Genomic DNA, 22,852 nt, shown 5'->3' with positions numbered 1-22,852 from the left:
AAATTTTAAAAAAAATGTAAGATAATTTTTATCAAACAATTTAGTACATATTTTTTTAAAATATTCAAAATCGTAATAAATACGATTTAATCCTTTGTCATTATAGAACAGTAATTATTAATCTGCAAGAAAAATGCGATTTAAAAGGATAAATAGATAAAAAAAGTATGCTTTGATGAGAAACAATGCATCAAAACATACTTTTTATTAAGACTTTCTTTTTAAACGGAATTTACGTGGTTTCTTATTTTCATTACTTGATTGTTTCTTCTTACTTTTGAAAAATTGAAAGAAAATAAAGAAGATATAAAGCGGAATTGCTATATAAATAAAGAATGGCCACTGTACTTTTTTAGCATGCCATACTAGATATAATGCGTATCCTAAAAAAATCGTAATAATTGTAGCATATTTAGGAATCGGAATATCTTTAAAGCTTGGAATTTTAATTCTACTAACCATTAAGAATGCTAATGCAACAAAAACTGTTATGATGACTATTTGCGGTATACGACTTCCAAATAATGTTAAGAAGGCAACAAGACCACCAGCTGCTGTAATTGGTACTCCAGTAAAATATTTTAGTGATGTTGAAATCGGTGTAACATTAAATCTTGCTAATCTGTATGCCCCAAACAGAGGGAATAAACCAGCAATTCCTAGACCAAAGATCCCTTCAGTTGAAAATTGTGTACAATATACCAAATAGGAAGGTGCAACTCCAAAAGTAACTATATCAGCTAAAGAGTCTAGTTCTTTTCCTAATTGTGATTGGACGCCTAAAACTCTAGCAACTCGACCGTCCATACTATCGAGCATCATTCCTATTAAAATAAGAATTGCGGCATTTCTAAATTCTCCTTTAGCTGCAAAGCCGATCGATAGAAACCCACAATATAAATTGCCTAGAGTAAATAGGTTTGGAATACTTTTTCTTATCATACATTCACTTCCTAAAATTGATATAAAAAATAGATATGTTCAAATTCAATAAGATATATTATAACCTAAAATTTAGTAATAATGGAAACTAATAATTAAGTTCATAAAATGTTTGTAGAATCGACATAAAGCCTTTTAAAAATTGACGTATTTTGCACCGAAAAAATATGTGAATAGTATTACAATCATATTGCACTACACTAAAATTAATAAAAAATATGATATTTGAACTAGGAATTTGGGGGAATTTAATAAAAAATAAATTAAATATTAAAAAAATACTTTTTTTTCTGAAAAATTTGTAGTATATTGAAAAAGTAAAAAGTGATTTTTCAGAAAAATAAGTAAATTATAAAATGAATAATCACTAATATATGGAGGTGCTCTAATGAAGCGTAGATTAGCAACAACAGTTTCAAGTTTATTGGTACTAAGTACGGTACTAGCAGCTTGTGGCAAAGACACAGAAAAAACAGCAACTAATTCACAGAAGGATAAGAAGCAAACGTTAAGGTTAACTACAACTACTGAGATTCCTTCAATGGATTCAGCAAAAACTACTGATTCAATGTCATTTGAAGTTTTAGACAATGTAAATGAAGGTTTACTTCGTTTAGGAGAGGGTGACGAAGTAGTAGACGGAGTTGCTAAGAAAGATTCGGTTGAAGTTAGTAAAGATGGTCTTACATATACATTCCATTTACGTGATACACAATGGTCAAATGGTGAGCCAGTAACTGCTAATGATTTCGTTTATGGTTGGCAACGTGCTGTAGATCCAAAAACTGCATCTGAATATTCATTCATTTTATACTATGTGAAAAATGCTGAAGCAATTTTCAATGGTAAAATGCCAAAAGACCAATTAGGTGTGAAAGCACTAGATGATAAAACATTACAAGTAACACTAGAACAACCAACTCCTTATTTCTTACAATTAACTACTTTTGGGACATACTTACCTGAAAATCAAAAGTGGGTTGAGTCTAAAGGGGATCAATATGGCTTAGAAGCAAATACTCAATTATACAATGGTCCGTTTACTTTAAGTGAATGGAAGCATGAGCAAAGTTTTACATTAAAGAAGAATCCAAAATATTGGGACAAGGATTCAGTTAAGTTAGATGAAATCAAATACAATGTAGTTAAAGATACTTCTTCGGCCGTTAACTTATATGAAAATGGCGATATTGATAAAGTAATGCTTGATTCTGAGTACGTTGATAAATATAAAAATGACCCTGAATACAAAACGCAATTAGATGCTCGTTTAGTATTCTTCCGTTTCAATGAAAAACTACCAATCTTTAAGAATGCTAAAGCTCGTAAAGCATTTGACTTAGCATATGATAAAGAAGCTATTACATCTACGATTTTAAATGATGGATCTAAACCTGCATATTGGTTAGTACCTTCTGAGTGGGTAAAAGGACCGGATTCAAAAGATTTCCGTGATCATAATGGTGACTTTAACAAATATAATGTTGAAGAAGCTAAAAAATTATGGGCAGAAGCTAAAAAAGAACTTGGTAAAGATACATTTGAGCTAAAAATGCTTTCTTATGATGATACAACTCGCAAAAAAGCTGCTGAGTATGTAGCTGGGGAGCTTGAGAAGAACTTACCAGGTTTAAAAATTACGGTAGCTCCACAACCGTTTGAAATTAAACTTGATAACGAGAAAAAATTAGATTATGACTTCTCATTCTCAGGTTGGGGTCCAGACTATCCAGATCCAATGACATTTATTGATATGTTCTTATCTAACAGCCCATTCAATGAAATGGCATACAACAATCCACAGTATGATCAGCTTGTAAATGCTGCTAAGAAAGAAGCAGACCCACAAAAACGCTGGGATGATATGATTGAAGCTGAAAAAGTAATTATGGATGAAGCTGGTATTTCACCAATTTACCAACGCGGTCGTGCATATTTACAAAAAGATTCAGTTAAAGGTATTATTGCTCACAAATTTGGCGGAGATTTCTCTTACAAATGGGCATCTAACGAAAAAAAATAATATCAAACAAAACGGAGAAGGGATCACCCTTCTCTTTTTTAGGAAGTTTTATGTTATAAACTAAAGGGTTTACTTTCTTTTTTTGTGTATAAGAAAAAGTTTAAAAGTAAATGTTAAAAGGTGTCCAGATGATTATTTTCTTAGCTGGATATGGTTTTATTTTGAGCTTGCTTAGAAGAAATTATATTTTTAAATATGATTTTTTTTGAAAATTTTTTAAAAAAAACATATTTGTCCAACTTTTATCATTTATTGAAATTGGGGGTTTTATTAATAGTTTTGATTTTAAATGCAAAAAAAGACTTCAAAATGTAGTTTTTAATTACAAAAAAGTAAAGATTTATTTAAATTTATTAATTTTTTTGAAAAAAATGTCGATTTATTGTTGATATTTTCTGAAAAGCATGTAAAATAAAAAGTAAGTTAAAGGTTATTAACTATTCCGACAATATAAATTGTTTGAATATTTTAATAGTTTTTAAGTCTAATTGTTTAATTTTGGGGAGGCAATCTAATGAAAAAGAAAGTATCATATTTTCTATCTTTATCTGTTGCTGTGAGCATGCTTTTAACTGCATGTAACTCAGACAAATCAAATGAAGGTAAAAAAGAAACAGCAAAAGCAAAACCACAAGTATTAAACTTACTAGGCGGAGCTGAACTACCAAGTTTAGATTCAAGTACTAGTACGGATGCTGAATCTTTCAACGTTTTAGGTAACATTATGGAAGGTCTAAACACGTTAGGTAAAGATGATGTTGTACAACCTGGTATCGCAGAATCTTTTGATAAATCAGCTGATGGTTTAACTTATACATTCCACTTACGTGATGCTAAATGGTCTAATGGTGACCCTGTAACTGCAGGAGACTTTGTTTACGGATGGAAACGTGCTGCAGATCCAAAAAATGCATCTGAGTATGCATTCATGTTAAATGTGTTACAAAACGGTGAAGAGGTTACTACTGGTAAAAAACCAGTTGATCAATTAGGAGTTAAAGCTGTTGATGATAAAACTTTAGAAGTTAAATTAGCAAAAGCTATTCCATATTTTGATTCTTTAGTAACTTTCCCAACATTCTTACCTTTAAATCAAAAATATGTTGAATCTCAAGGTAAAAACTACGGTTTAGAAGCATCTAATTTAATTTTCAATGGTCCATTTGAATTATCAGAGTGGAAACATGATGAAAGCTACAAGTTAGTTAAGAACCCTGACTACTATGATGCTAAAGACGTAACATTAAAAGAAGTAAACTTTAAAATCGTAAAAGACCCACAAACTGGAGTTAACTTATATGAGTCTGGTGATGTTGACCGTGCTGGTTTAACTGCAGAGTTTGTTGACAAATATAAATCTAGCCCTGACTACGGAACAACTAAAGAGCCAACTGTATTCTTCTTACGTGTAAACGAATCGAAAAATCCAGCTCTTAAAAACGTTAACATCCGTAAAGCTTTAAACGAATCATTTGACCGTGAAGCAATTACAAGCGTAATCTTAAATAACGGTTCAGTACCTTTATACGGTTTAGCTCCAAGTAACTTCTTAGATGCTAATGGTAAAGACTTCCGTGCTGCTTCTGGACAACTTGTAAAATACGATCCAGCTGATGCTAAAACATTATGGGAACAAGGATTAAAAGAAATCGGTAAGAAAGATGTTTCAATCGAATTATTAGGTTCAGATACTGAAACGAACAAAAAAATTAGTGAGTACCTACAAGGTGAATTCACTAAAAACTTACCAGGTTTAAAAATTAACATTAAATCAGTTCCATTTGCACAACAATTAGACTTAAACTCTAAGAAAGATTATGACATCTCATTCGGCGGATGGGGTCCAGACTACAAAGACCCAATGACATACTTCGATATGTGGACAAGTCAAAGCCCATTCAACCAAATGGGATTCTCTAACAAAGAGTATGATAAGTTAATCTCACAAGCTGGTTCTGAGTTCTTATTAGATCCAACTAAACGTTCTGATGCATTCTTACAAGCAGAGAAAATCTTAGTACAAGACAATGCTGCAATTCTTCCAATTTACCAACGTGCTATTGCATACGTTATGAAGCCAAAAGTAACTGGATTAATTGAGCATGCATTCGGACCAGATTACACTTACAAAAACGTTGTAATTAAATAATTAAGAAATGATAAAAGGCTGTTCTAATGTCAGGTCACTGACTTGGACAGCCTTTTTTCATATGAAATAATACGATCATCTGAGTATTTCTTTATTTTGACATATTTTATCTTGCTATGTATTATCATTGTAGTACAAGTTGTTTTTGAGAGGGGGATCCTATTGACAAATATCATACATCAAATATTAGAATTTTTTGCTTCATTAGGATATTTAGGGGTAGCATTAGGATTAATGATTGAGGTTATTCCGAGTGAGATTGTTTTAGCATATGCTGGTTATCTTGTAGCCGGAGGGCATATAAATTTTGGAGGTGCTGTAGTAGCAGGTGTGATAGGGGGAACTATTGCACAATTATTTTTATATTGGTTAGGTTATTTTGGTGGTCGACCAATCATTGAAAAGTATGGTAAATATATTCTAATTAATAAGCATCACCTTGATTTAGCTGAAAAATGGTTTTCAAAATATGGCGTTGGAGTAGTTTTTACGGCTCGCTTTATTCCAGTTGTTAGACATGCCATTTCGATTCCAGCGGGATTAGCAAAGATGCCTATAAGTAAATTTACACTTTATACAGTTCTTGCAATCATTCCTTGGTCTATACTATTTATCAAAATAGGTGAGAAATTAGGTAAAAACTGGGAAACTGCTAAATCTGTTTTAGCTCCATATACCCCAATGCTAATCATTATAGCGATTGCCCTATTTGTTGTATATTTTTTAATAAAAAAATTAGTGGCAAAAGGTAGAAAATAAAATAAATATGATTTGTTTTACATTATATTACATATAATATGATAAATTTCAATTGGAAGGATGAATTTTATGTATTCTATGTCGTATGATGCATTAAAATCTGATTTATCAAATACTCTTTCAAATGTTCAAAATCAATTGAATACGGAAGATTATTCATTACATACAAAAGAGCAATTACAAAGTCAGTTAGAAGTTTATCAATACATTGATGAATTAAGTGATATGCATTATTTTTATAAAAGCGGATACTAAAAAATAGGTCACTATAAGTGGCCTTTTTCTTTATTTGTGAATAGTATAAATGCTCAACAAAATAGCTACTTAAAGGCGTTTGATTATTAGAAAATGGACTTTCTTTTTAATAAAGGTTGAAACATATATAAATGTTTCGTATGCTATTATTGTGTAGTTTTTGTTTTAGAATTAGAGGTGAATTAAGATGCTAAATTTTTATCTTTCAGATGCACAAGGGAAACTAAATCAAGTCGATGTTATTGAGAAAGGTTGTTGGATCAATGCGATCAATCCAACAGAACAAGAAATTCAATATCTAGTTCAAAAATTAGACTTAGATTTAGATTTTATTAAAGACCCACTTGATGATGAAGAACGTTCAAGGATAGAGGTTGAAGGGGAACACACTCTAATTATTGTTGATATTCCAATTGTAGCTCATGATGATAATGGGCACACAATTTTTGATACAATACCAATCGGGATGATTATCTCATCCAGCACTTTTGTCACAATCTGTTTAAGTGAAAATCCAATCTTTGAACGATTTATTTACCAAAAAGTAAAAGGCTTCTTTACGTTTAAAAAGACTAGATTTGCACTTCAACTATTGCATACGACATCATCATATTATTTACGTTACCTTAAACAAATTAATCGTAAAACAAATGAAATTGAAGCTGAATTACATCAATCCACAAGAAATCAAGAGTTATTTACAATGCTGAACCTTGAAAAAAGTCTTGTTTATTTTACTACTTCACTTAAATCGAATAAAATCGTCATGCAAAAAATTCTTAAAGGGAATATATTAAAAATGTATGAAGATGATGAAGATTTATTAGAAGATGTAATTATCGAAAATAAACAGGCAATAGAGATGGCAGAAGTTTATAGTAATATCTTAAGTGGAATGATGAATACATTTGCTTCAGTTATCTCAAATAATTTAAATATTGTAATGAAATTTTTAACTTCTATTACAATTATTTTATCAATCCCAACAATGGTGTCTAGTTTTTATGGGATGAACGTTGATCATATACCATTAGCAAACATACCACATGCGTTTCCAATTGTAATTGGTATATCTGCAATATTATCAACAACAATTGCACTAATATTTTGGAAAAAAAGGTACTTTTAACTCACAAAGCCGCCGGTCATTCGGAGGTTTTGTGAGTTTTCATTTTTAAAAGTACATGGGAGAGAGATTATGAGTACGAATTTTTATCATTCGTTTTTACAAATGAATACGATCTTTATTTCGATTGTAGTAGAAGCATTGCCATTTATTTTAATTGGTGTTTTTATTTCGGGGATCATTCAAATATTTATTACAGAAGAAATGTTATATAAATTAATACCTAAGAATAGATATAAAGCAGTATTAGTAGCTATTTTATTGGGTTTTATTTTCCCAGGTTGTGAGTGCGGAATTGTACCAATTGTTAGTAGGCTGATAAAAAAAGGTGTGCCACATTATGTAGCGGTGGCGTTTATGTTAACAGGGCCAATTATTAACCCAATTGTATTGTTTGCAACTTTTATTGCATTTGGTAATAATATTGAAATGGTTATTTATCGTGCTGGATCTGCTATGATCATTGCTTATATAATAGGAATCGTATTATCATATTTAAAAATCGAGAATCCATTAAAACACGATCTAGTTACAATTCCAGTTGATCATTCAATTCCTGCTAGGAAAAAATTATGGAGTGTTTGTGTACATGCTATAGAAGAATTTTTCTCTATGGGTAAGTTTTTAATTTTAGGCGCATTTATTGCAGCATTCGTACAAACATTTATTCCAACTTCAACATTAATGCATATTGGTAATGGACAAGTTGCTAGTATTCTAGTAATGATGGCATTAGCTTTTATTTTATCTCTTTGTTCTGAGGCTGATGCATTCGTAGCATCTTCTTTTCAAAGTACGTTTTCTTTAAACTCAATCGTTGCGTTTATGGTTATTGGACCAATGATCGATATAAAAAATACATTAATGTTATTCCAACATTTCAAAAGTCGATATGTATTCATTATTATTGGGTTAGTTATTGTATTAACGTTTTTCACAACATTATTCATTTAAGGGAGAATCAATATGGCAAGAGCATATGTACTATTAGGATTTACCTTCTTTTTAATGCAATTGCATATTAAAGGTACGATCTCAAAATATATTAATATGAAATACTCTTATTTATCACTGACAGCTGGGATATTATTTGCATTTCTAACTTTAATTCAAGTAATTCATACGTTAAGAACTAGTCATGATGAAGATGAACAGCATAGCCACGATCATGACCACGACCATAGCCACCATCATGATCATAATTGTGATCATACTTGTGTACATGGACATGTTCATAAAGAAGCAAAAGGGTTTAAAAAGTTTTTAAATGGCTTAGTTTTTATCTTTCCATTGTTTACAGGTATATTTTTACCCGTTGCAACTTTGGATTCTACGATTGTACAAGCAAAAGGGTTTCATTTCCCAGTTTCAGAACCGGGTAATAATGATCCTTTTATGCAAAGGCAGTATTTAAAGCCTGATTTAAGTATATACTATGGGCAAGAAGGATATCAAAAATTAATTAAACAAGAATCAAAAGAATATATAAATAAAAAAAGCATTGTCCTAAATGATTATGACTTTCTTAAAGGAATGGAAGTTTTATATGATGAGCCTGGAAAATATTTAGGAAAGCAATTAACTTATAAAGGCTTTATTTATCATGAAAAAGGATTAAAAAAGAATCAGGTTTTCTTATTTAGATTTGGAATTATTCACTGTGTTGCCGATTCCGGTGTATATGGTGTGCTAATTGATTTGCCTGATGGGCAAACGTTTAAAAATGATCAATGGATTGAAGCTACTGGTAATATACAACAAATGTACTATCAACCATTTAAAGTAAACATTCCATATTTAGACGTCTCTAATATTAAGGAAATTCAACCACCAAAAGATGAATATGTATACCGTAACAAGTAAAATGAGCCTAATTGGCTCATTTTTTTTTACTTTTAGGATAAACAACTAACAAATTCTTATAAAAATGACCATTTTTAAAATTTCATTTACCGAAATGACATGAAAAATAGAAAATTAATATAAAAAACTTGTTCATATCTAGACATGTACACATTCAATATCTAAATTTCTACGTATGTTATAAATGTACAATAAATAATTATAGAGGTGTTCTTAAATGTGGGGATTTTGTGGTTGCAATCGTAGAAGAGAAGAAAGAGAAGAAGTATCTCCAGTAAGAGATATGAGAGAGTTTGTTGAAGTTCGTAGACCATGTAATGAATGTGATTGTCATAGAAATAATGACAATGACAGAGTTATGAGTGAAAGTATGAATAATGGCCATTCAAACAGAAACAGAAATATGAACAGAAACAGAAATATGAACGAAAACAGAAACATGAACGAAAACAGAAACATGAACGAAAACAGAAACGAAAACAGAAACGAAAACAGAAACATGAACGAAAACAGAAACGAAAACAGAAACGAAAACAGAAACGAAAACAGAAATATGAATAATAATAGACGTAGTGGATGTAGTAGAAATAGAAATATGAATAATAATAGTATGGTATCACCAGCAACAAACTCATTTTGTGAAACTCAATTAGAAGCTGCAAGAAATAGTTGTGTTGTAAATCCGTTCACAGTATTCAATCGTTGCAACAATAATAATAATATGTAATTTATTAAAAAAAGAGCTTTTTCACTAATTGAATTACGAAATTTTTTATGAGGTGTCTTTTAGGGCATCTCTTTTTTTACGAATCAAAATTCTAATAAAATTCGTAAATGAGAGTGGAGTTCGAACAATTTAATATTTTAATCACGTTCTTTTTTAGCAGTAGAGTAATTAATAGGATTTAATAATTTTTTTATTCTATTTTATAGGGCTTGTACATACGTTTTATTAGAGGTGATTTAATGAGACAATCAATATATATAAAATCTATTAATCTTAAACGTGTAACGGCAAGTGTCTTTGTAGGCATTGTCTTATTATTTTTGTTAGCGAGTTTATTTGTGACATCAATGAAAAATACTAAATCATATTATGTGCATCAATGGTTTGAAAAAATGAGCTATGAAGGATTTATTAAAGCGTTTGAATATGAAAATGGTCATTTTAAGGTGGGTGACGATTCTACTAAAAATGGACAACCTATCGGTAATATACTTTTTTCATTTATTACAAATATTAGACTGTACGATCCAAAAAGTTTATTAGTGCATGAAATATCTAGTATGACAAAATTCGAAAATAATATCTTAGTTGCTGGAGAAGGAATTGATTTTACGAACCTTCCAATAGAATCAAGCTTAACACTCGACGAAATTAACCAAAATCCAACTGTTAAAGATCCAGTTAATGAACCTATTAAAAATCCAACAAATCCACCATCAAAAACTACAAATGGAAAAGATGTCTTTTTTATTTACCACACACATAGCTGGGAATCATTTTTACCTTTAATCCCAGGTGCAAAGTCGCCAAATCAAGCTTCTTCTCCAAAAGTAAATGTAAGCTTATTAGGTGAACGATTGAAAAAGAATTTAGAAGCAAATGGAATCGGTGCGGTTGACGATAAAACAAATATTGGAGCTGAATTAACGAAAAGAAATTGGAATTGGGGAAGTTCATATAAAATGTCTAGATTGGTTGTACAAGATGCGCTTTCTCAAGATCAAGATTTAAATTATCTTATTGACATACATCGTGATGATCAAAGAAAAAACGTGACAACTACTGAGATAAATGGGCAAAAATACGCAAAGCTATACTTTATAGTTGGAGTAGAAAACAAAAATTATAGAAAGAACTTAGCGTTAGCAAAAGATTTAAATAGTGAAATTATGAAATTTAACAAAGGTTTAACAAGAGGAATATTTAGTAAAAACTATAAACAAGGAAATGGCGTTTATAACCAAGATTTATCACCACATTCAATTTTAATCGAAGTAGGAGGAGTCGATAATACACTTCCTGAACTTTATAGAACAATTGACTTGCTCTCAGATATCTTGAGTAAATACTATTGGGATCATCAATAGGATAGTTTAAAGATAAAAAGAAGACCACGAAAAGGTCTTCTTTTTTCCTTATTCCATAAAATTCCTATTCCCAGTTCATTTAAACTCTCTTCATAACCATCAGTAAATTGTAAAGAATAGATACTAAGTAATTTATTAAAACCTTAAGTTGGAGGATTAGAAATGAAAAGAGGATTTATTATCGTACTATTAATGTGCTTAATTGCGACATCCAGACCGACAAATGCAATTGCGGTACAAAATGAAGTATTAGAAGATGCAGTGTTATCAATTCTTTTTCCTAGTATAAATAACCGTTTATATAAAATGTTCGGACCAGGAGAGCAATATAATTGTGCGACAATAACAAATATAAAAAAGAAATATAATGGTACATACGTATTCGGAGCAACAATTCAATTAATTGCATATAAACAAGATCAACAACCACCTTACACTCTTGTTAAATTTAATTTTTCAAATGATGACGGTGAATGGAGTATTCGCTCTGTTACGAAAGAACCAATTCAAACAAAAACTACATCTTTATGTAGGCCTCCTGTATAACATTACTTTTTAGGTTAAATGCGAATTTTTGGTAAAAAATGTAAAAGAATATTAGGTAAAAAGAATTAAATTTATTATATTTGATGATAAATTTAGTATAAAGTATGATATGATAAAGAAAAAAATTAAAGGTGGCAATATCGTTGGCGGGAATAGATTCAAAGGAGATAATCTATATTTATGGTGATAACCATAATCATTGTTTTATAACATCAGGTATAAATTATAAAGAGTTTGTTCAAGGACTTCCTTTTCCTCTTCAAAACATTCTTTTGCTAAAACACGATATTCAATGGTCCGAATTTAATTTAAATTCCTCTTTTTATTATGTTGAAAGAGAATATATTAATCAATTTATATTAGAACATAGTGAACATGATGACCTATGTTGGATCGATTTTGAAGAATTAGCAGATTTAGATGAGCTTGAGCCTAAAGAAATTGCAGAATTACTGTATCTTGCTCACAAAAAAGAGCCATTACAAAAACCTTTTATACCAAGATTAAACAATTCTTTTGCATACATGAACATAAGTGATGGAATGTATCAAAAGGTTTATTATAAACGAACTAATGACTTTATTTTTATGCTTTGTAATGTCATATCATATAAAATTACACAACTTCAGAGAAGAAGTTTAAATATATTTAATCGTTCAAAACAAATTAATCCAATCAATATTAAATTAATGTTGACATTATACCCTTTAATGGAGGATGGATTAGTAATTGATCTAAGTGAAAGAGTTGAAAATAGAAAAGTAATCGAAATCCCTATTTTTCGAGTTGATTTTTATTCTGGTGTAGATGAAATTTTAGAAAATGTTGAAGAGTATCGTGACCTTACAAATCATATTGCAAATTTAACGTATTCAAAGAAAGATGATGAATGGTCTGTCGTTCAAGTTTAAAGAAATTGATTGTCTTTCGATTGTTGATCTCATAATGAAAATGCCATTTTGAAGATATTGAACAAAGAGTAAGTGAATGTTTGTGGGGAATTTAAATGGACCTTTAAGGTTCTTTCAGTGTGTAGATGGAATACAAAAATTTCCTACTCTGAAAGGACCTTAAAGGTCTTTTTTGTTTATTTTAATCTATCTTAAAGAATTGCACTTAAGACAATTAATAAATTATAGAAAATCGTTACAATTACCGAAAATAATCCAAATCCAATTGCTGTATATCCTAAAGTGGCATGACCTTTAGTTACAGAGTATATTCCAAGTGCGATTCCAACAATTCCAAATAAAACAGGCATTAAAAATAACGAAAATAGTGAAAAAAATAGAGCTACGTATCCAATTACAATTCCAGAGGCATGAGATTTATCTGAAGTAGTTTCCGAATAAAACACATTCCTTGTGGGATAAAACTCTGCACTATATTCTTCATTTTGATCCTTTGGTAAATTGTGATTACGTTTATGTTCTTTATGCTTTTTATGACGATACATTTAATTACACTCCTTTCTTTTAATGCCTTATCTTTAGTATGTAACTTTGGATTCCATTGATAAGTAGAAAGTATTAGTAATTTTGAATGATATCATTAAAGAATTTTGAATATTTAAAAATGAATTATTTGTAAAATCGTGCTATAATTTTGAATATAATGAAGTGCAATTGGAGATGATTGAATGAGTCAAATTAAGTCAGATTTAGAAATTGCTTTTGAATCAGAAATGAAAAAAATAAATGAAATTGCAGATAATTTAAATCTTTTTGATGAAGAAGTTGAAAACTATGGGCATTATAAAGCTAAATTGTCATTATCAATTTTAGATCGATTAAAAGAAAATGAAGATGGTAAATTAATCTTAGTTACTTCAATAAATCCAACTCCTGCTGGTGAAGGTAAATCAACGGTCACTGTTGGACTTGCACAAGCTTTCCACAAAATTGGCAAAAATGCAGTCGTAGCATTGCGCGAACCTTCTTTAGGGCCAACAATGGGAGTAAAAGGCGGTGCAACTGGAGGAGGCTATTCTCAAGTTTTACCGATGGATGATATAAATTTACATTTTAACGGTGATATCCATGCCATTACAACGACGAATAATGCTTTAGCAGCATTTATTGATAATCATATCCATCAAGGAAATGAACTTGAAATTGATGTGCGTAGAATATCTTGGAAGCGAGTAGTCGATTTAAATGATCGTGCTTTAAGAAATGTCGTTGTAGGCTTAGGTGGTCCATCTGGAGGAGTTCCAAGAGAAGATGGGTTTGATATAACAGTTGCTTCTGAAATCATGGCAGTTCTTTGTTTAGCGACATCAATTCAAGATCTAAAAGAAAGACTTAAACGAATTGTTGTAGCCTATACTATACATAAAACTCCAGTAACTGTTGGAGATTTAAAAGTAGAAGGTGCACTAGCATTATTACTAAAAGACGCAATTAAACCAAATCTTGTTCAAACGATTGAACACACTCCAGCAATTATTCATGGTGGCCCATTTGCAAATATTGCCCATGGTTGTAACAGTGTTATTGCAACTAAAATGGCAATGAAATTAGGGGAATATGTTGTAACGGAAGCTGGTTTTGGTGCAGATTTAGGAGCAGAAAAATTCTTAAATATCAAAACTAGAGCTTTAGGTGTTACACCTGATGCAGTCGTAATAGTTGCAACAATTAGAGCATTAAAAATGCATGGTGGAGTAAATAAAAATGAATTGACTAATGAAAACGCTTTAGCTGTTAAAGATGGAATTCAAAATCTTGAAAAGCATGTGGAAACAGTTCGCAAATTCAATGTACCTGTTGTTGTAGCAATTAATAAATTTATTTCTGACTCAGAGGAAGAAATAAGTGTATTAAAACAATGGGGACAAGATAACGGCATTAAGATCGTCTTAACAGAAGTTTGGGAACATGGTGGTAAAGGTGGCGTTGAGCTAGCTGAATCTCTTGTTAGTATGTTAAAAAATCCTAAAGAAAAATTTAGTTATTTATATGAATTGTCGGATTCAATTGAAAATAAAATAGAAAAAATTGCAAAAGAAGTTTATGGTGCAGACGGAGTGAATATTTCACCTAAAGCAAAAAAACAAATTTTGGAATTTAATGAGAATGGTTGGGGCAACCTACCAATTTGTATGGCAAAATCTCAATATTCTTTATCAGACCAACCAAGTTTAGTTGGAAGACCTTCTGGTTTTAAAGTAGAAATAAGAGAACTTAAAGCATCAATTGGTGCAGGTTTTATTGTTGCATTAACAGGCAACGTAATGACAATGCCAGGTTTACCGAAAAAACCAGCTGCATTAAATATGGACGTAGATGAACTTGGCCGTCCAAAAGGATTGTTTTAATTAACTTACTAATTCATACTGAAAAACATACTCGCATTTGATGCGAGTTTTTTCAGTATGAGTTAGTGTTTAAAAAAATACATCATAATAGGGGAGATACTCATTTGATCAAGTTAGCTAAGTATTTAAAAGCATTTAGTACAAGTATAATTTTAGCTATATTATTCTTATTTGGTCAGGCCATGTGTGATTTGAACTTACCTAACTATATGTCCGAAATTGTAAACAATGGTATTCAGCAAAATGGTATATTGCATGTTGCTCCAGATGCAATTAGTCAAAAAGGTATGAAACTAATGACTACCTTTATGACAGATAAGGAAAAAGAAATTATATTTAAAAATTATGATTTAAAATCCGCAAATGATAAAAATTCAAAAGGAAAAAAATACATAAGTATTTACAAAAAGGCAGATCAGAGCATATACGTAAAGAAAAAATTGAATAAGAATGTAGAAAAACAACTTGATCAATCCTTTGGTGCTTCCACTTGGACGTTATTTAATATAATCCAAGAAGAAGCTACTGGAAAAGTAAGTCATGCACAAACTAGTAGTACGCCGCGTTCAAATAAGATTAATGTAACAAAACTATATGAGTTACAACCAATGTTTGATAAACTTTCCAAAAATGCGATACTAAATGCACATAATAAAGCTATTTCAACGGATAAAACTTTACTTACTCAAAGTGGTATTATGATGACGAAAGCATTTTATACTGAACTAGGCGTTAATTTACATAAACTAGGAAATTTATATATCGTTAAAATAGGATTGATTATGATTGCGATTGCTTTACTTGGAGGAATAGCAACAGTCTTAGTCAGTTTCTTGTCTTCAAGAATTGCCTCTGGTGTCGCTAGGAATTTACGTAAAGATGTTTTCAAAAAAATTGAAAGCTTTTCAAACAATGAATTTGATAAATTTTCAACGGCATCTCTGATTACAAGATGTACAAATGATGTAATGCAAATTCAAACTCTTTTAATGATGGGGATCCGAATGCTTTGTTATGCACCAATTATGGGAATTGGCGGAATCATAATGGCAATTAATAAATCTGCTTCGATGAGCTGGATTATTGCATTAGCTGTTATCGTTCTACTTTCTTTAATTATGGTAATCATGACAGTTGCTATTCCAAAGTTTAAGTTAATTCAAAAACTTATAGATAAGTTAAATCTAGTTTCAAGAGAAAATTTAACGGGATTGATGGTAATTAGAGCTTTTGGAAATGCTTCACATGAAAAAATGAGATTCCAAGAGGTAAACAGCGAATTAACAAAAACGAATTTATTTGTCAATCGTATCATGACAATGATGATGCCTTCAATGATGTTGATTATGAATGGCTCATCACTACTAATCATTGGGGTTGGTGCTCACCAAATTGCTAAATCTAATATGCAAGTTGGTGATATGATCGCATTTATGCAATATGCAATGCAAATCATCACAGCATTTTTAATGATTTCAATCATGTTTATCCTTGTCCCTAGAGCTGCTGTTTCTGCTGCACGTATTTCAGAAGTATTGTCTACTAATGTATCAATTATCGATCCAGAGCTTCATAAAAACTTTGAAGCAGATAAAAAAGGATTTGTTGAATTTAAAAATGTTTGTTTCCGATATGAAGGTGCTGAAAATGATGTACTAAATAATATTTCATTTGTTGCAAAGCCAGGTCAAACAACTGCCATTATTGGTCCAACTGGTTCGGGAAAATCAACAATTGCAAATTTAATATTACGTTTTTATGATGTAACCAAAGGGGAAGTCTTAGTTGATGGTGTAGATCTAAGGGAAGTAAAGCAAAAGGATTTACGCACTAAAATAGGATATGTACCTCAAAAAGGACTTTTATTAACGGGAACAATTGCTTCAAATTTAAAATACGGAAATAAAAATATTTCTGATGAAGAGATGGAAAGAGTAGCCCAAATCGCTCAGGCTAGTGAATTTATCTCTCAAAAAGAAGGGGAATTTAATGCTGAAATTTCTCAAGGTGGAGATAATGTTTCAGGTGGACAAAAACAAAGAATTTCGATTGCACGGGCTTTAGCAAGAAAACCCGAAATTCTTATTTTTGACGACAGTTTCTCTGCGCTTGATTTTAAGACGGATTTTGTGCTAAGAAAAGCGTTAAATGAAGATATAGAATCAACTACGATGATCATAATTGCCCAACGGGTAAATACGATCATGAATGCAGAGCATATTGTTGTTTTAGATAATGGTAGGATTGTAGGTCAAGGTACTCATAAAGAACTTCTGAAAAATTGCCCTGAATACTTAGAATTTGCTTCATCGCAGTTATCCAAGGAGGAATTAGCATGAGCAATTCTAATAAAAATACTTTTCAAAATCAGGGCGGTGGTCGCGGACCTGGGCAAATGTTTGGAAGAAATATCCCAATGGCGCCAGGTCAAAAAGCGAAAGATTTTAAAGGTTCGATGTCAAAATTGATGAGCTATTTAGGAGCGCACAAAAAGACAATCGTTTTTGTCTTTGTACTAGCGATTATTTCAACTGTTTTTACAATACTAGGTCCAAAAATTCTTGGTAAAGCAACAGATGAAATTTTTTCAGGTGTCATGAAACAAATTAGTGGTAGTGGAAAAATTAACTTTAGTAAAATAAGTGTAATCGGAATATGGTTAATCGGTTTATATTTATTAAGCTCACTTTTTGCATATCTTCAAGGCTATGTAATGAGTGGAGTTACGATGAAGGTAACTTTTAAGCTTCGAAGTGATATAAATGATAAAATTCATAAATTACCTTTAAGCTATTTTGATCAGACTAGTCACGGCGAAGTTCTTTCTAGAATAACGAATGATGTTGATACAATTAATCAAACATTAAATCAAAGTTTAACACAAATAATCACATCGATTACCTCGATTATTGGTATAACAATCATGATGATTTCGATCAGCTGGCAACTCACTTTAGTTGCACTATGTATATTGCCTCTTTCAATGGTATTTGTCATGATGATCGTTAAAAAATCTCAAAAACATTTTATTAACCAGCAAAGATATTTAGGGAAAGTAAATGGACATGTAGAAGAAATGTTAGGAAATCATGTTTTAGTAAAAGCATTTAGTGGTGAAGATGAATCTACAAGAGCTTTTAGTGAGTATAATGATGAGTTATATAAATCAGCATGGAGAGCGAATTTTCTATCAGGACTTATGATTCCAATCACTGCTTTTATTGGAAACATTGGCTATGTTGCTATTTGTATATTAGGTGGATATTTTACTGCAAATGGATCAATGACAGTTGGAGGAATTCAAGCTTTCATTCAATATGTTCGTTCATTTACGCAGCCAATTTCACAAATTGCTAATATTTCAAATATACTTCAACAAACAGCAGCAGCTGCAGAAAGAGTATTTGAGTTTTTAGATGAGAAAGAAGAAGCACCTGAAGTAACAAATGCACGATCAATTAAGCATAATGAAGTTACAAGTGATGTTCACTTCAATCATGTTGCTTTTGGTTATACACCTGAAAAAATGATTATACATGATTTTAATTTAGTCGTTAAACCTGGGCAAAAAATTGCAATTGTTGGGCCAACAGGAGCCGGTAAATCAACAATTGTAAATTTAATAATGCGGTTTTACGATGTTAATAATGGGGAAATCACAATCGGTGGACATAACATAAAGAATTTTAAAAGGGATGAACTTAGATCATTATTTGGTATGGTTCTGCAAGATACTTGGCTATTTAATGGTACAATTGCAGATAATATCCGTTTTGGAAGACTTGATGCAACGGATGAAGAAGTAACAAATGCTTCTATTTCTGCTCAATCTGATCACTTTATAAGAGCCTTGCCTGATGGATATAATATGATACTTAACGAAGAAGTGAATAATATATCCCAAGGTCAAAAACAGCTCATCACGATTGCTCGTGCAATTTTGGCAGATCCTCAAATATTAATTTTAGATGAAGCAACAAGTAGTGTTGATACAAGAACTGAAGCACTCATTCAAAAAGCAATGGACAATTTAATGGTAGGAAGAACAAGTTTTGTGATTGCGCATCGCCTTTCAACTATTCGAAATGCAGATTTGATTCTTTGTATGAAGGATGGCGATATTATTGAACAAGGTACGCATGAAGAATTAATGGAAAAAGAAGGTTTCTACGCAAATCTTTATAATAGCCAATTTGAGATAATAAAATAAAAATTGATCCGATAAAATTGAATCAAAATGATTTTACGGATTATTTTTTGTGTGGTTCGTTTATTATGATACATAATAGGAAATAAACGAACTTAGGAATCTATTGATTAAAGGAGTTTAGATAATGTTTGATCCGACCGCTTTTGATAATATGAAGGTTGTAATAGAAGGGCTCTTATATGACAAAGATTTAGAAGGAGAATATGAAATCACTGATCGAAATGACTTTGTTAATCTTTCCAAAATGGATCGATTATTCTCAATTCGATTTAAAAAATTAAACAAGTCCACTAAGTCAACAAGTTGCACATTTTCAATGAGTACATCAGCTAGTGATTTATATAATGAATTAATTAATGGCAATACTGAGGTAGGATGTTATATTGAAATTGAATTTACCTTTCCTAAACCATTAGAAATCGAAATCATTCAAAGAAGTCTACTTTTATTTCAAAATAAGACAAATGAGCAATTCACACCATTTTATAACATTAAACACTCTATTTTAGATAAAAATATCATTGAATCGTCAGTAAACATAAAATTTCACAATAAAATGACCGAAGATGACTTCGATCTAATAGAAGAATTGGTACATATTACAGAAATAATGTTACAATGGTACGATGAGCAAATATTAAAGGAGATTTAAATGGAACATTTTCAATTAACAGAACAAACAATCTTAAAAATAAAAGCAAATAATATTACGAAATGGACAGCAGTTCAAGAGGAAGCAATCCCAGCGATTTTAGATGGGAACGATGTCATAGCGCAATCTCCGACAGGTACTGGTAAGACTCTTGCATATGTTTTACCTTTAATTAATAAAGTTGATGAAATGGAAGAAAATCCTCAAATTATTATAATGGCTCCAACACGAGAACTTGTAATGCAAATTTTTCAGGTTGTTCAGGACTATACACAAAATACAAATATTAAGACGGCTTCAATTGTTGGTGGAGCTGATATAAAACGTCAGATTGAAAAATTAAAACAGAAGCCTAAAATTATCGTTGGTTCACCGGGGCGAATCTCACAATTAATTAAGCAGAAAAAATTAAAAATGCATTGTGTTAAGACAGTTGTTTTTGATGAAGTTGATGAATTATTAAAAACGGATGATCAAAAAGATTTACCGCAAATTGTCAAAGCAACAATGAAAGATCGCCAACTAGTATTTTTATCTGCAACAATAACACCGGTGGCAATGCAATTTGCAAAGGAAACTAGTTCAAATCTAAAAGAAATTTCGATTGAACAAAGCTTGGAAGGAAATATAATTCATGGTTTTATTCCTTGTGAAGAAAGAGAGAAGCTAGAATTACTTAGAAGAATTGCTTCAGTTCAAAATATGAAAGCAATCGTATTTAGTAATGAACCATTTAAACTTGAAGGATACGCTTCTAAATTAAATTTTAGAGGAATTAAAACAGCGGTACTGCATTCAAAACTAGGGAAAATGGAAAGAAGTCGAGTTTTAAAAGATCTTCAAATTGGTAAAACTACTTTACTATTTTCAACTGACGTAGCAGCACGAGGAATCGATTTACAAGAGTTACCATATGTCATAACACTTGATGTACCAGAAAAAGTTGAACAATATACTCATCGAAGTGGCCGTGTAGGAAGAATGGGTAAACAAGGTACTGTTATAAACTTGGTAACACCTCGAGAGAAAAAGAATTTATTTAGCTTAAGAGGAACGCAAAAATTGTTTTTTGAACATTTAACGGTTTCACACGGTGAAATACAAAAAGTAGAAATGAAAGAAACACAACTGAATGAAAATCAACCAAAAGAAAAAAGAACGAAACCAGATTCAAATCAAAATAAAAAACCTGTTTCAAGCAAAAATAAACCAATGAAAAAAATTAAAAAATAATAAAAACTTCAGCCAAATGGCTGAAGTTTTTTATTTTGTTAATTTTGATCCATAGCCAGTACTAATCCCATAGCTGAAACTTCCAAATCCAGCTTAATAATCTGGAAAACTGGGTGACTCTCATCTATATTCTTATTTTGAAGATCTTGCTTTACTTCACTATATAATGCTGCTGACAAAATCCTGCTTTTCTCATAAAAAGGTTTTTCTTTATTATCTTCAATCGTGGAAGCAGTCAGTTTTATAAAACGATCCAAATATAGTTTTAAAGACTCATATACGAAATTTGTATCGCTAGTTAATCCATAATGACCGAAGCAAATAGCATCTGGATTATACTCTTGGATTTTTCCAGATGAACTTAGCGTTGCTTCGTATGAAAATTGATTAGGCGATGTCGATGGTAAAATAAACGTACCTATTTCCTTTTGAAGCTGTGGATAATAAATACCTAATGTATCTCCTGTATACATAAATTTACTAGAAGAATCGAAAATTGAAATATGATGATTAGCATGACCTGGAGTATGTAAAAATGTTAGTTTACGATTTTTACCAATAACAAGCTCCTCACCATCGGCTACCTGATAAATTTTAGTAGTGTCAATTGGAAGAATTGGTTTAAATAAACGGTCAAAATCATCACCATAAACTTGTTTTGCACTCGCAATTAATTTTGTCGGATCTTCTAAATGCCTAGCTCCCTTTGGATGGACAAAAAGAGTTGCATTAGGACATTTTTCCATTAGTAAGCCAGCGCCCCCTGAATGATCTAAATGAATATGTGTTACGATAACATTTTTAATTCTGTCTAATGAAATTTGTAGCTCTTTTAAACCTTGTAATAAATACTCGTGGGAAGGGCTAGCACTCGTTTCAATGATTGTAATATCTTCATCTAAAATAATATAGCTACCCGTTCGCTCCTGAAATGATAGATCATATAAATCAATTAAATATGTATTAAATCCTAAATCTTGCATACTATTACCTCCATTCTTTTTTTTAAAGGTGAAGAAATTAGTTTAATTAAACTATAATTTAAATACTAATAGGTTTGAAGGTTTTTTTCAAAAAATAGTAAATAGAATAGACATTTGGATGGAAAATAATTACTATTAACATTATAAGGAAGTAGGAGGAATGTGAAATGAGTATTTATGATTTTGAAGTAAAAGATAGCAAGGGCGAAGATGTATCTCTTTCAAAATATAATGATAAAGTGATAATTGTTGTAAATACTGCAAGTGCATGTGGATATACTCCTCAATATAAAGATTTACAAGCATTATATGAAGAATATAAAGAAGAAGGATTAGTAATTCTTGGTTTTCCGTGTAATCAATTTATGAATCAGGAACCGGGTTCAAATGAAGAAATTCAAAGTTTTTGTGAATTAAATTTTGGTGTAACCTTCCCTGTTTTCGGAAAAATTGATGTAAATGGTGACAAAGCAGATCCACTATTTAAATATTTAAGCTCAGAAGCTCCTGGTATTATGGGGTTAAAATCAATAAAATGGAATTTTACTAAATTTATTATTGATAAAAATGGAGAAGTCATTGAACGATTTGCTCCTCAAACAAATCCTCAAGAGATGAAATCAACAATTGAGAAATTATTGAAAGCTTAAGAACATTCATTTGTTAAATGGTTAAAGACCATTTAAAAACGCTTGTTT

20 protein-coding genes are annotated in these 22,852 nt (G+C 30.9%); 17 read left to right on the top strand and 3 right to left on the bottom strand.

Going from position 1 to position 22,852, the window contains the following annotated elements; translation table 11 throughout:
• Positions 1-207: 207 nt before the first annotated feature.
• Positions 208-942: a CDP-diacylglycerol--serine O-phosphatidyltransferase gene (pssA, locus tag COI44_RS17025; RefSeq protein ID WP_098428987.1), complete on the bottom strand. Its 735-nt coding sequence runs from the start codon at positions 940-942 to the stop codon at positions 208-210.
• A 388-nt stretch (positions 943-1,330) separates the two neighbouring features.
• Here pssA and COI44_RS17020 point away from each other — a divergent pair, with 388 nt between their 5' ends.
• The 11 genes from COI44_RS17020 (at position 1,331) to COI44_RS16970 (ending at position 12,668) form a co-directional block, all read left to right on the top strand.
• Positions 1,331-2,965, top strand: a complete 1,635-nt coding sequence (locus COI44_RS17020; RefSeq protein WP_098428986.1) for a peptide ABC transporter substrate-binding protein — start codon at positions 1,331-1,333, stop codon at positions 2,963-2,965.
• A gap of 514 nt (positions 2,966-3,479) precedes the next feature.
• The gene (locus COI44_RS17015; protein WP_098428985.1) at positions 3,480-5,114 is read left to right on the top strand and encodes a peptide ABC transporter substrate-binding protein; all 1,635 of its coding nucleotides are present in this window, start codon (positions 3,480-3,482) and stop codon (positions 5,112-5,114) included.
• Positions 5,115-5,270: 156 nt separating this feature from the next.
• The gene (gene uptA / locus COI44_RS17010) at positions 5,271-5,873 is read left to right on the top strand and encodes an undecaprenyl phosphate transporter UptA (protein WP_286163960.1); all 603 of its coding nucleotides are present in this window, start codon (positions 5,271-5,273) and stop codon (positions 5,871-5,873) included.
• Positions 5,874-5,942: 69 nt separating this feature from the next.
• A complete protein-coding gene (locus COI44_RS17005; RefSeq protein WP_056466479.1) occupies positions 5,943-6,128 on the top strand; it encodes a hypothetical protein in 186 nt (61 codons plus the stop codon).
• A gap of 187 nt (positions 6,129-6,315) precedes the next feature.
• Positions 6,316-7,257: a magnesium transporter CorA family protein gene (locus COI44_RS17000; RefSeq protein WP_098428984.1), complete on the top strand. Its 942-nt coding sequence runs from the start codon at positions 6,316-6,318 to the stop codon at positions 7,255-7,257.
• Between the two features lie 69 nt (positions 7,258-7,326).
• Complete coding sequence (locus COI44_RS16995) at positions 7,327-8,208, top strand: permease (protein WP_098428983.1); 882 nt, start codon at positions 7,327-7,329, stop codon at positions 8,206-8,208.
• A gap of 12 nt (positions 8,209-8,220) precedes the next feature.
• Positions 8,221-9,117, top strand: coding sequence for a TIGR03943 family putative permease subunit (locus COI44_RS16990; protein WP_098428982.1), 897 nt, complete (start codon positions 8,221-8,223; stop codon positions 9,115-9,117).
• A gap of 217 nt (positions 9,118-9,334) precedes the next feature.
• Complete coding sequence (locus COI44_RS24245) at positions 9,335-9,844, top strand: hypothetical protein (protein ID WP_179887163.1); 510 nt, start codon at positions 9,335-9,337, stop codon at positions 9,842-9,844.
• A 239-nt stretch (positions 9,845-10,083) separates the two neighbouring features.
• Positions 10,084-11,211 carry a stage II sporulation protein P gene (gene spoIIP, locus COI44_RS16980; protein WP_286163958.1) on the top strand — a complete coding sequence of 376 codons (1,128 nt, stop codon included), beginning with the start codon at positions 10,084-10,086 and terminating at the stop codon, positions 11,209-11,211.
• A gap of 162 nt (positions 11,212-11,373) precedes the next feature.
• The gene (locus tag COI44_RS16975) at positions 11,374-11,757 is read left to right on the top strand and encodes a DUF3888 domain-containing protein (RefSeq protein WP_098428980.1); all 384 of its coding nucleotides are present in this window, start codon (positions 11,374-11,376) and stop codon (positions 11,755-11,757) included.
• A 143-nt stretch (positions 11,758-11,900) separates the two neighbouring features.
• On the top strand, positions 11,901-12,668 hold the full coding sequence (locus COI44_RS16970; protein ID WP_098428979.1) for an oxalate:formate antiporter: 768 nt from the start codon (positions 11,901-11,903) through the stop codon (positions 12,666-12,668).
• Between the two features lie 191 nt (positions 12,669-12,859).
• Here COI44_RS16970 and COI44_RS16965 read toward each other — a convergent pair whose 3' ends face one another.
• On the bottom strand, positions 12,860-13,213 hold the full coding sequence (locus COI44_RS16965; RefSeq protein ID WP_098428978.1) for a permease: 354 nt from the start codon (positions 13,211-13,213) through the stop codon (positions 12,860-12,862).
• A gap of 183 nt (positions 13,214-13,396) precedes the next feature.
• Here COI44_RS16965 and COI44_RS16960 point away from each other — a divergent pair, with 183 nt between their 5' ends.
• The 5 genes from COI44_RS16960 (at position 13,397) to COI44_RS16940 (ending at position 21,171) form a co-directional block, all read left to right on the top strand.
• Positions 13,397-15,076 (top strand): formate--tetrahydrofolate ligase, encoded by a 1,680-nt coding sequence (locus tag COI44_RS16960; protein ID WP_098428977.1) that lies wholly within the window; start codon positions 13,397-13,399, stop codon positions 15,074-15,076.
• Positions 15,077-15,180: 104 nt separating this feature from the next.
• On the top strand, positions 15,181-17,415 hold the full coding sequence (locus COI44_RS16955) for an ABC transporter ATP-binding protein (protein WP_098428976.1): 2,235 nt from the start codon (positions 15,181-15,183) through the stop codon (positions 17,413-17,415).
• Complete coding sequence (locus COI44_RS16950; protein WP_098428975.1) at positions 17,412-19,286, top strand: ABC transporter ATP-binding protein; 1,875 nt, start codon at positions 17,412-17,414, stop codon at positions 19,284-19,286. Before COI44_RS16955 ends, COI44_RS16950 begins: the two co-directional genes overlap by 4 nt.
• Positions 19,287-19,410: 124 nt before the next feature.
• The gene (locus COI44_RS16945; protein ID WP_098428974.1) at positions 19,411-19,938 is read left to right on the top strand and encodes a hypothetical protein; all 528 of its coding nucleotides are present in this window, start codon (positions 19,411-19,413) and stop codon (positions 19,936-19,938) included.
• Positions 19,939-21,171 carry a DEAD/DEAH box helicase gene (locus COI44_RS16940; protein ID WP_098428973.1) on the top strand — a complete coding sequence of 411 codons (1,233 nt, stop codon included), beginning with the start codon at positions 19,939-19,941 and terminating at the stop codon, positions 21,169-21,171. It abuts the gene before it with no gap.
• A 38-nt stretch (positions 21,172-21,209) separates the two neighbouring features.
• On the opposite strand, the gene COI44_RS16935 is transcribed toward COI44_RS16940, so the two are convergent.
• Positions 21,210-22,154 carry an MBL fold metallo-hydrolase gene (locus COI44_RS16935; RefSeq protein WP_098428972.1) on the bottom strand — a complete coding sequence of 315 codons (945 nt, stop codon included), beginning with the start codon at positions 22,152-22,154 and terminating at the stop codon, positions 21,210-21,212.
• Positions 22,155-22,321: 167 nt separating this feature from the next.
• On the opposite strand from COI44_RS16935, the gene COI44_RS16930 reads away from it, so the two are divergent.
• Positions 22,322-22,804: a glutathione peroxidase gene (locus COI44_RS16930; protein WP_098428971.1), complete on the top strand. Its 483-nt coding sequence runs from the start codon at positions 22,322-22,324 to the stop codon at positions 22,802-22,804.
• Positions 22,805-22,852 lie beyond the last annotated feature (48 nt).

This window comes from Bacillus sp. AFS088145, assembly GCF_002564465.1.
GTDB lineage: Bacteria > Bacillota > Bacilli > Bacillales > Bacillaceae_G > Gottfriedia.
This window is presented reverse-complemented; position numbering and strand designations above follow the sequence as displayed.

Bases quoted from the DNA above. Each gene is read 5' to 3' on its own strand.
- pssA (WP_098428987.1), bottom strand. From the start codon at position 942: ATGATAAGAAAAAGTATTCCAAACCTATTTACTCTAGGCAATTTATAT.
- COI44_RS17020 (WP_098428986.1), top strand. From the start codon at position 1,331: ATGAAGCGTAGATTAGCAACAACAGTTTCAAGTTTATTGGTACTAAGT.
- COI44_RS17015 (WP_098428985.1), top strand. From the start codon at position 3,480: ATGAAAAAGAAAGTATCATATTTTCTATCTTTATCTGTTGCTGTGAGC.
- COI44_RS17005 (WP_056466479.1), top strand. From the start codon at position 5,943: ATGTATTCTATGTCGTATGATGCATTAAAATCTGATTTATCAAATACT.
- COI44_RS17000 (WP_098428984.1), top strand. From the start codon at position 6,316: ATGCTAAATTTTTATCTTTCAGATGCACAAGGGAAACTAAATCAAGTC.
- COI44_RS16995 (WP_098428983.1), top strand. From the start codon at position 7,327: ATGAGTACGAATTTTTATCATTCGTTTTTACAAATGAATACGATCTTT.
- COI44_RS16990 (WP_098428982.1), top strand. From the start codon at position 8,221: ATGGCAAGAGCATATGTACTATTAGGATTTACCTTCTTTTTAATGCAA.
- COI44_RS24245 (WP_179887163.1), top strand. From the start codon at position 9,335: ATGTGGGGATTTTGTGGTTGCAATCGTAGAAGAGAAGAAAGAGAAGAA.
- spoIIP (WP_286163958.1), top strand. From the start codon at position 10,084: ATGAGACAATCAATATATATAAAATCTATTAATCTTAAACGTGTAACG.
- COI44_RS16975 (WP_098428980.1), top strand. From the start codon at position 11,374: ATGAAAAGAGGATTTATTATCGTACTATTAATGTGCTTAATTGCGACA.
- COI44_RS16965 (WP_098428978.1), bottom strand. From the start codon at position 13,213: ATGTATCGTCATAAAAAGCATAAAGAACATAAACGTAATCACAATTTA.
- COI44_RS16960 (WP_098428977.1), top strand. From the start codon at position 13,397: ATGAGTCAAATTAAGTCAGATTTAGAAATTGCTTTTGAATCAGAAATG.
- COI44_RS16950 (WP_098428975.1), top strand. From the start codon at position 17,412: ATGAGCAATTCTAATAAAAATACTTTTCAAAATCAGGGCGGTGGTCGC.
- COI44_RS16945 (WP_098428974.1), top strand. From the start codon at position 19,411: ATGTTTGATCCGACCGCTTTTGATAATATGAAGGTTGTAATAGAAGGG.
- COI44_RS16940 (WP_098428973.1), top strand. From the start codon at position 19,939: ATGGAACATTTTCAATTAACAGAACAAACAATCTTAAAAATAAAAGCA.
- COI44_RS16935 (WP_098428972.1), bottom strand. From the start codon at position 22,154: ATGCAAGATTTAGGATTTAATACATATTTAATTGATTTATATGATCTA.
- COI44_RS16930 (WP_098428971.1), top strand. From the start codon at position 22,322: ATGAGTATTTATGATTTTGAAGTAAAAGATAGCAAGGGCGAAGATGTA.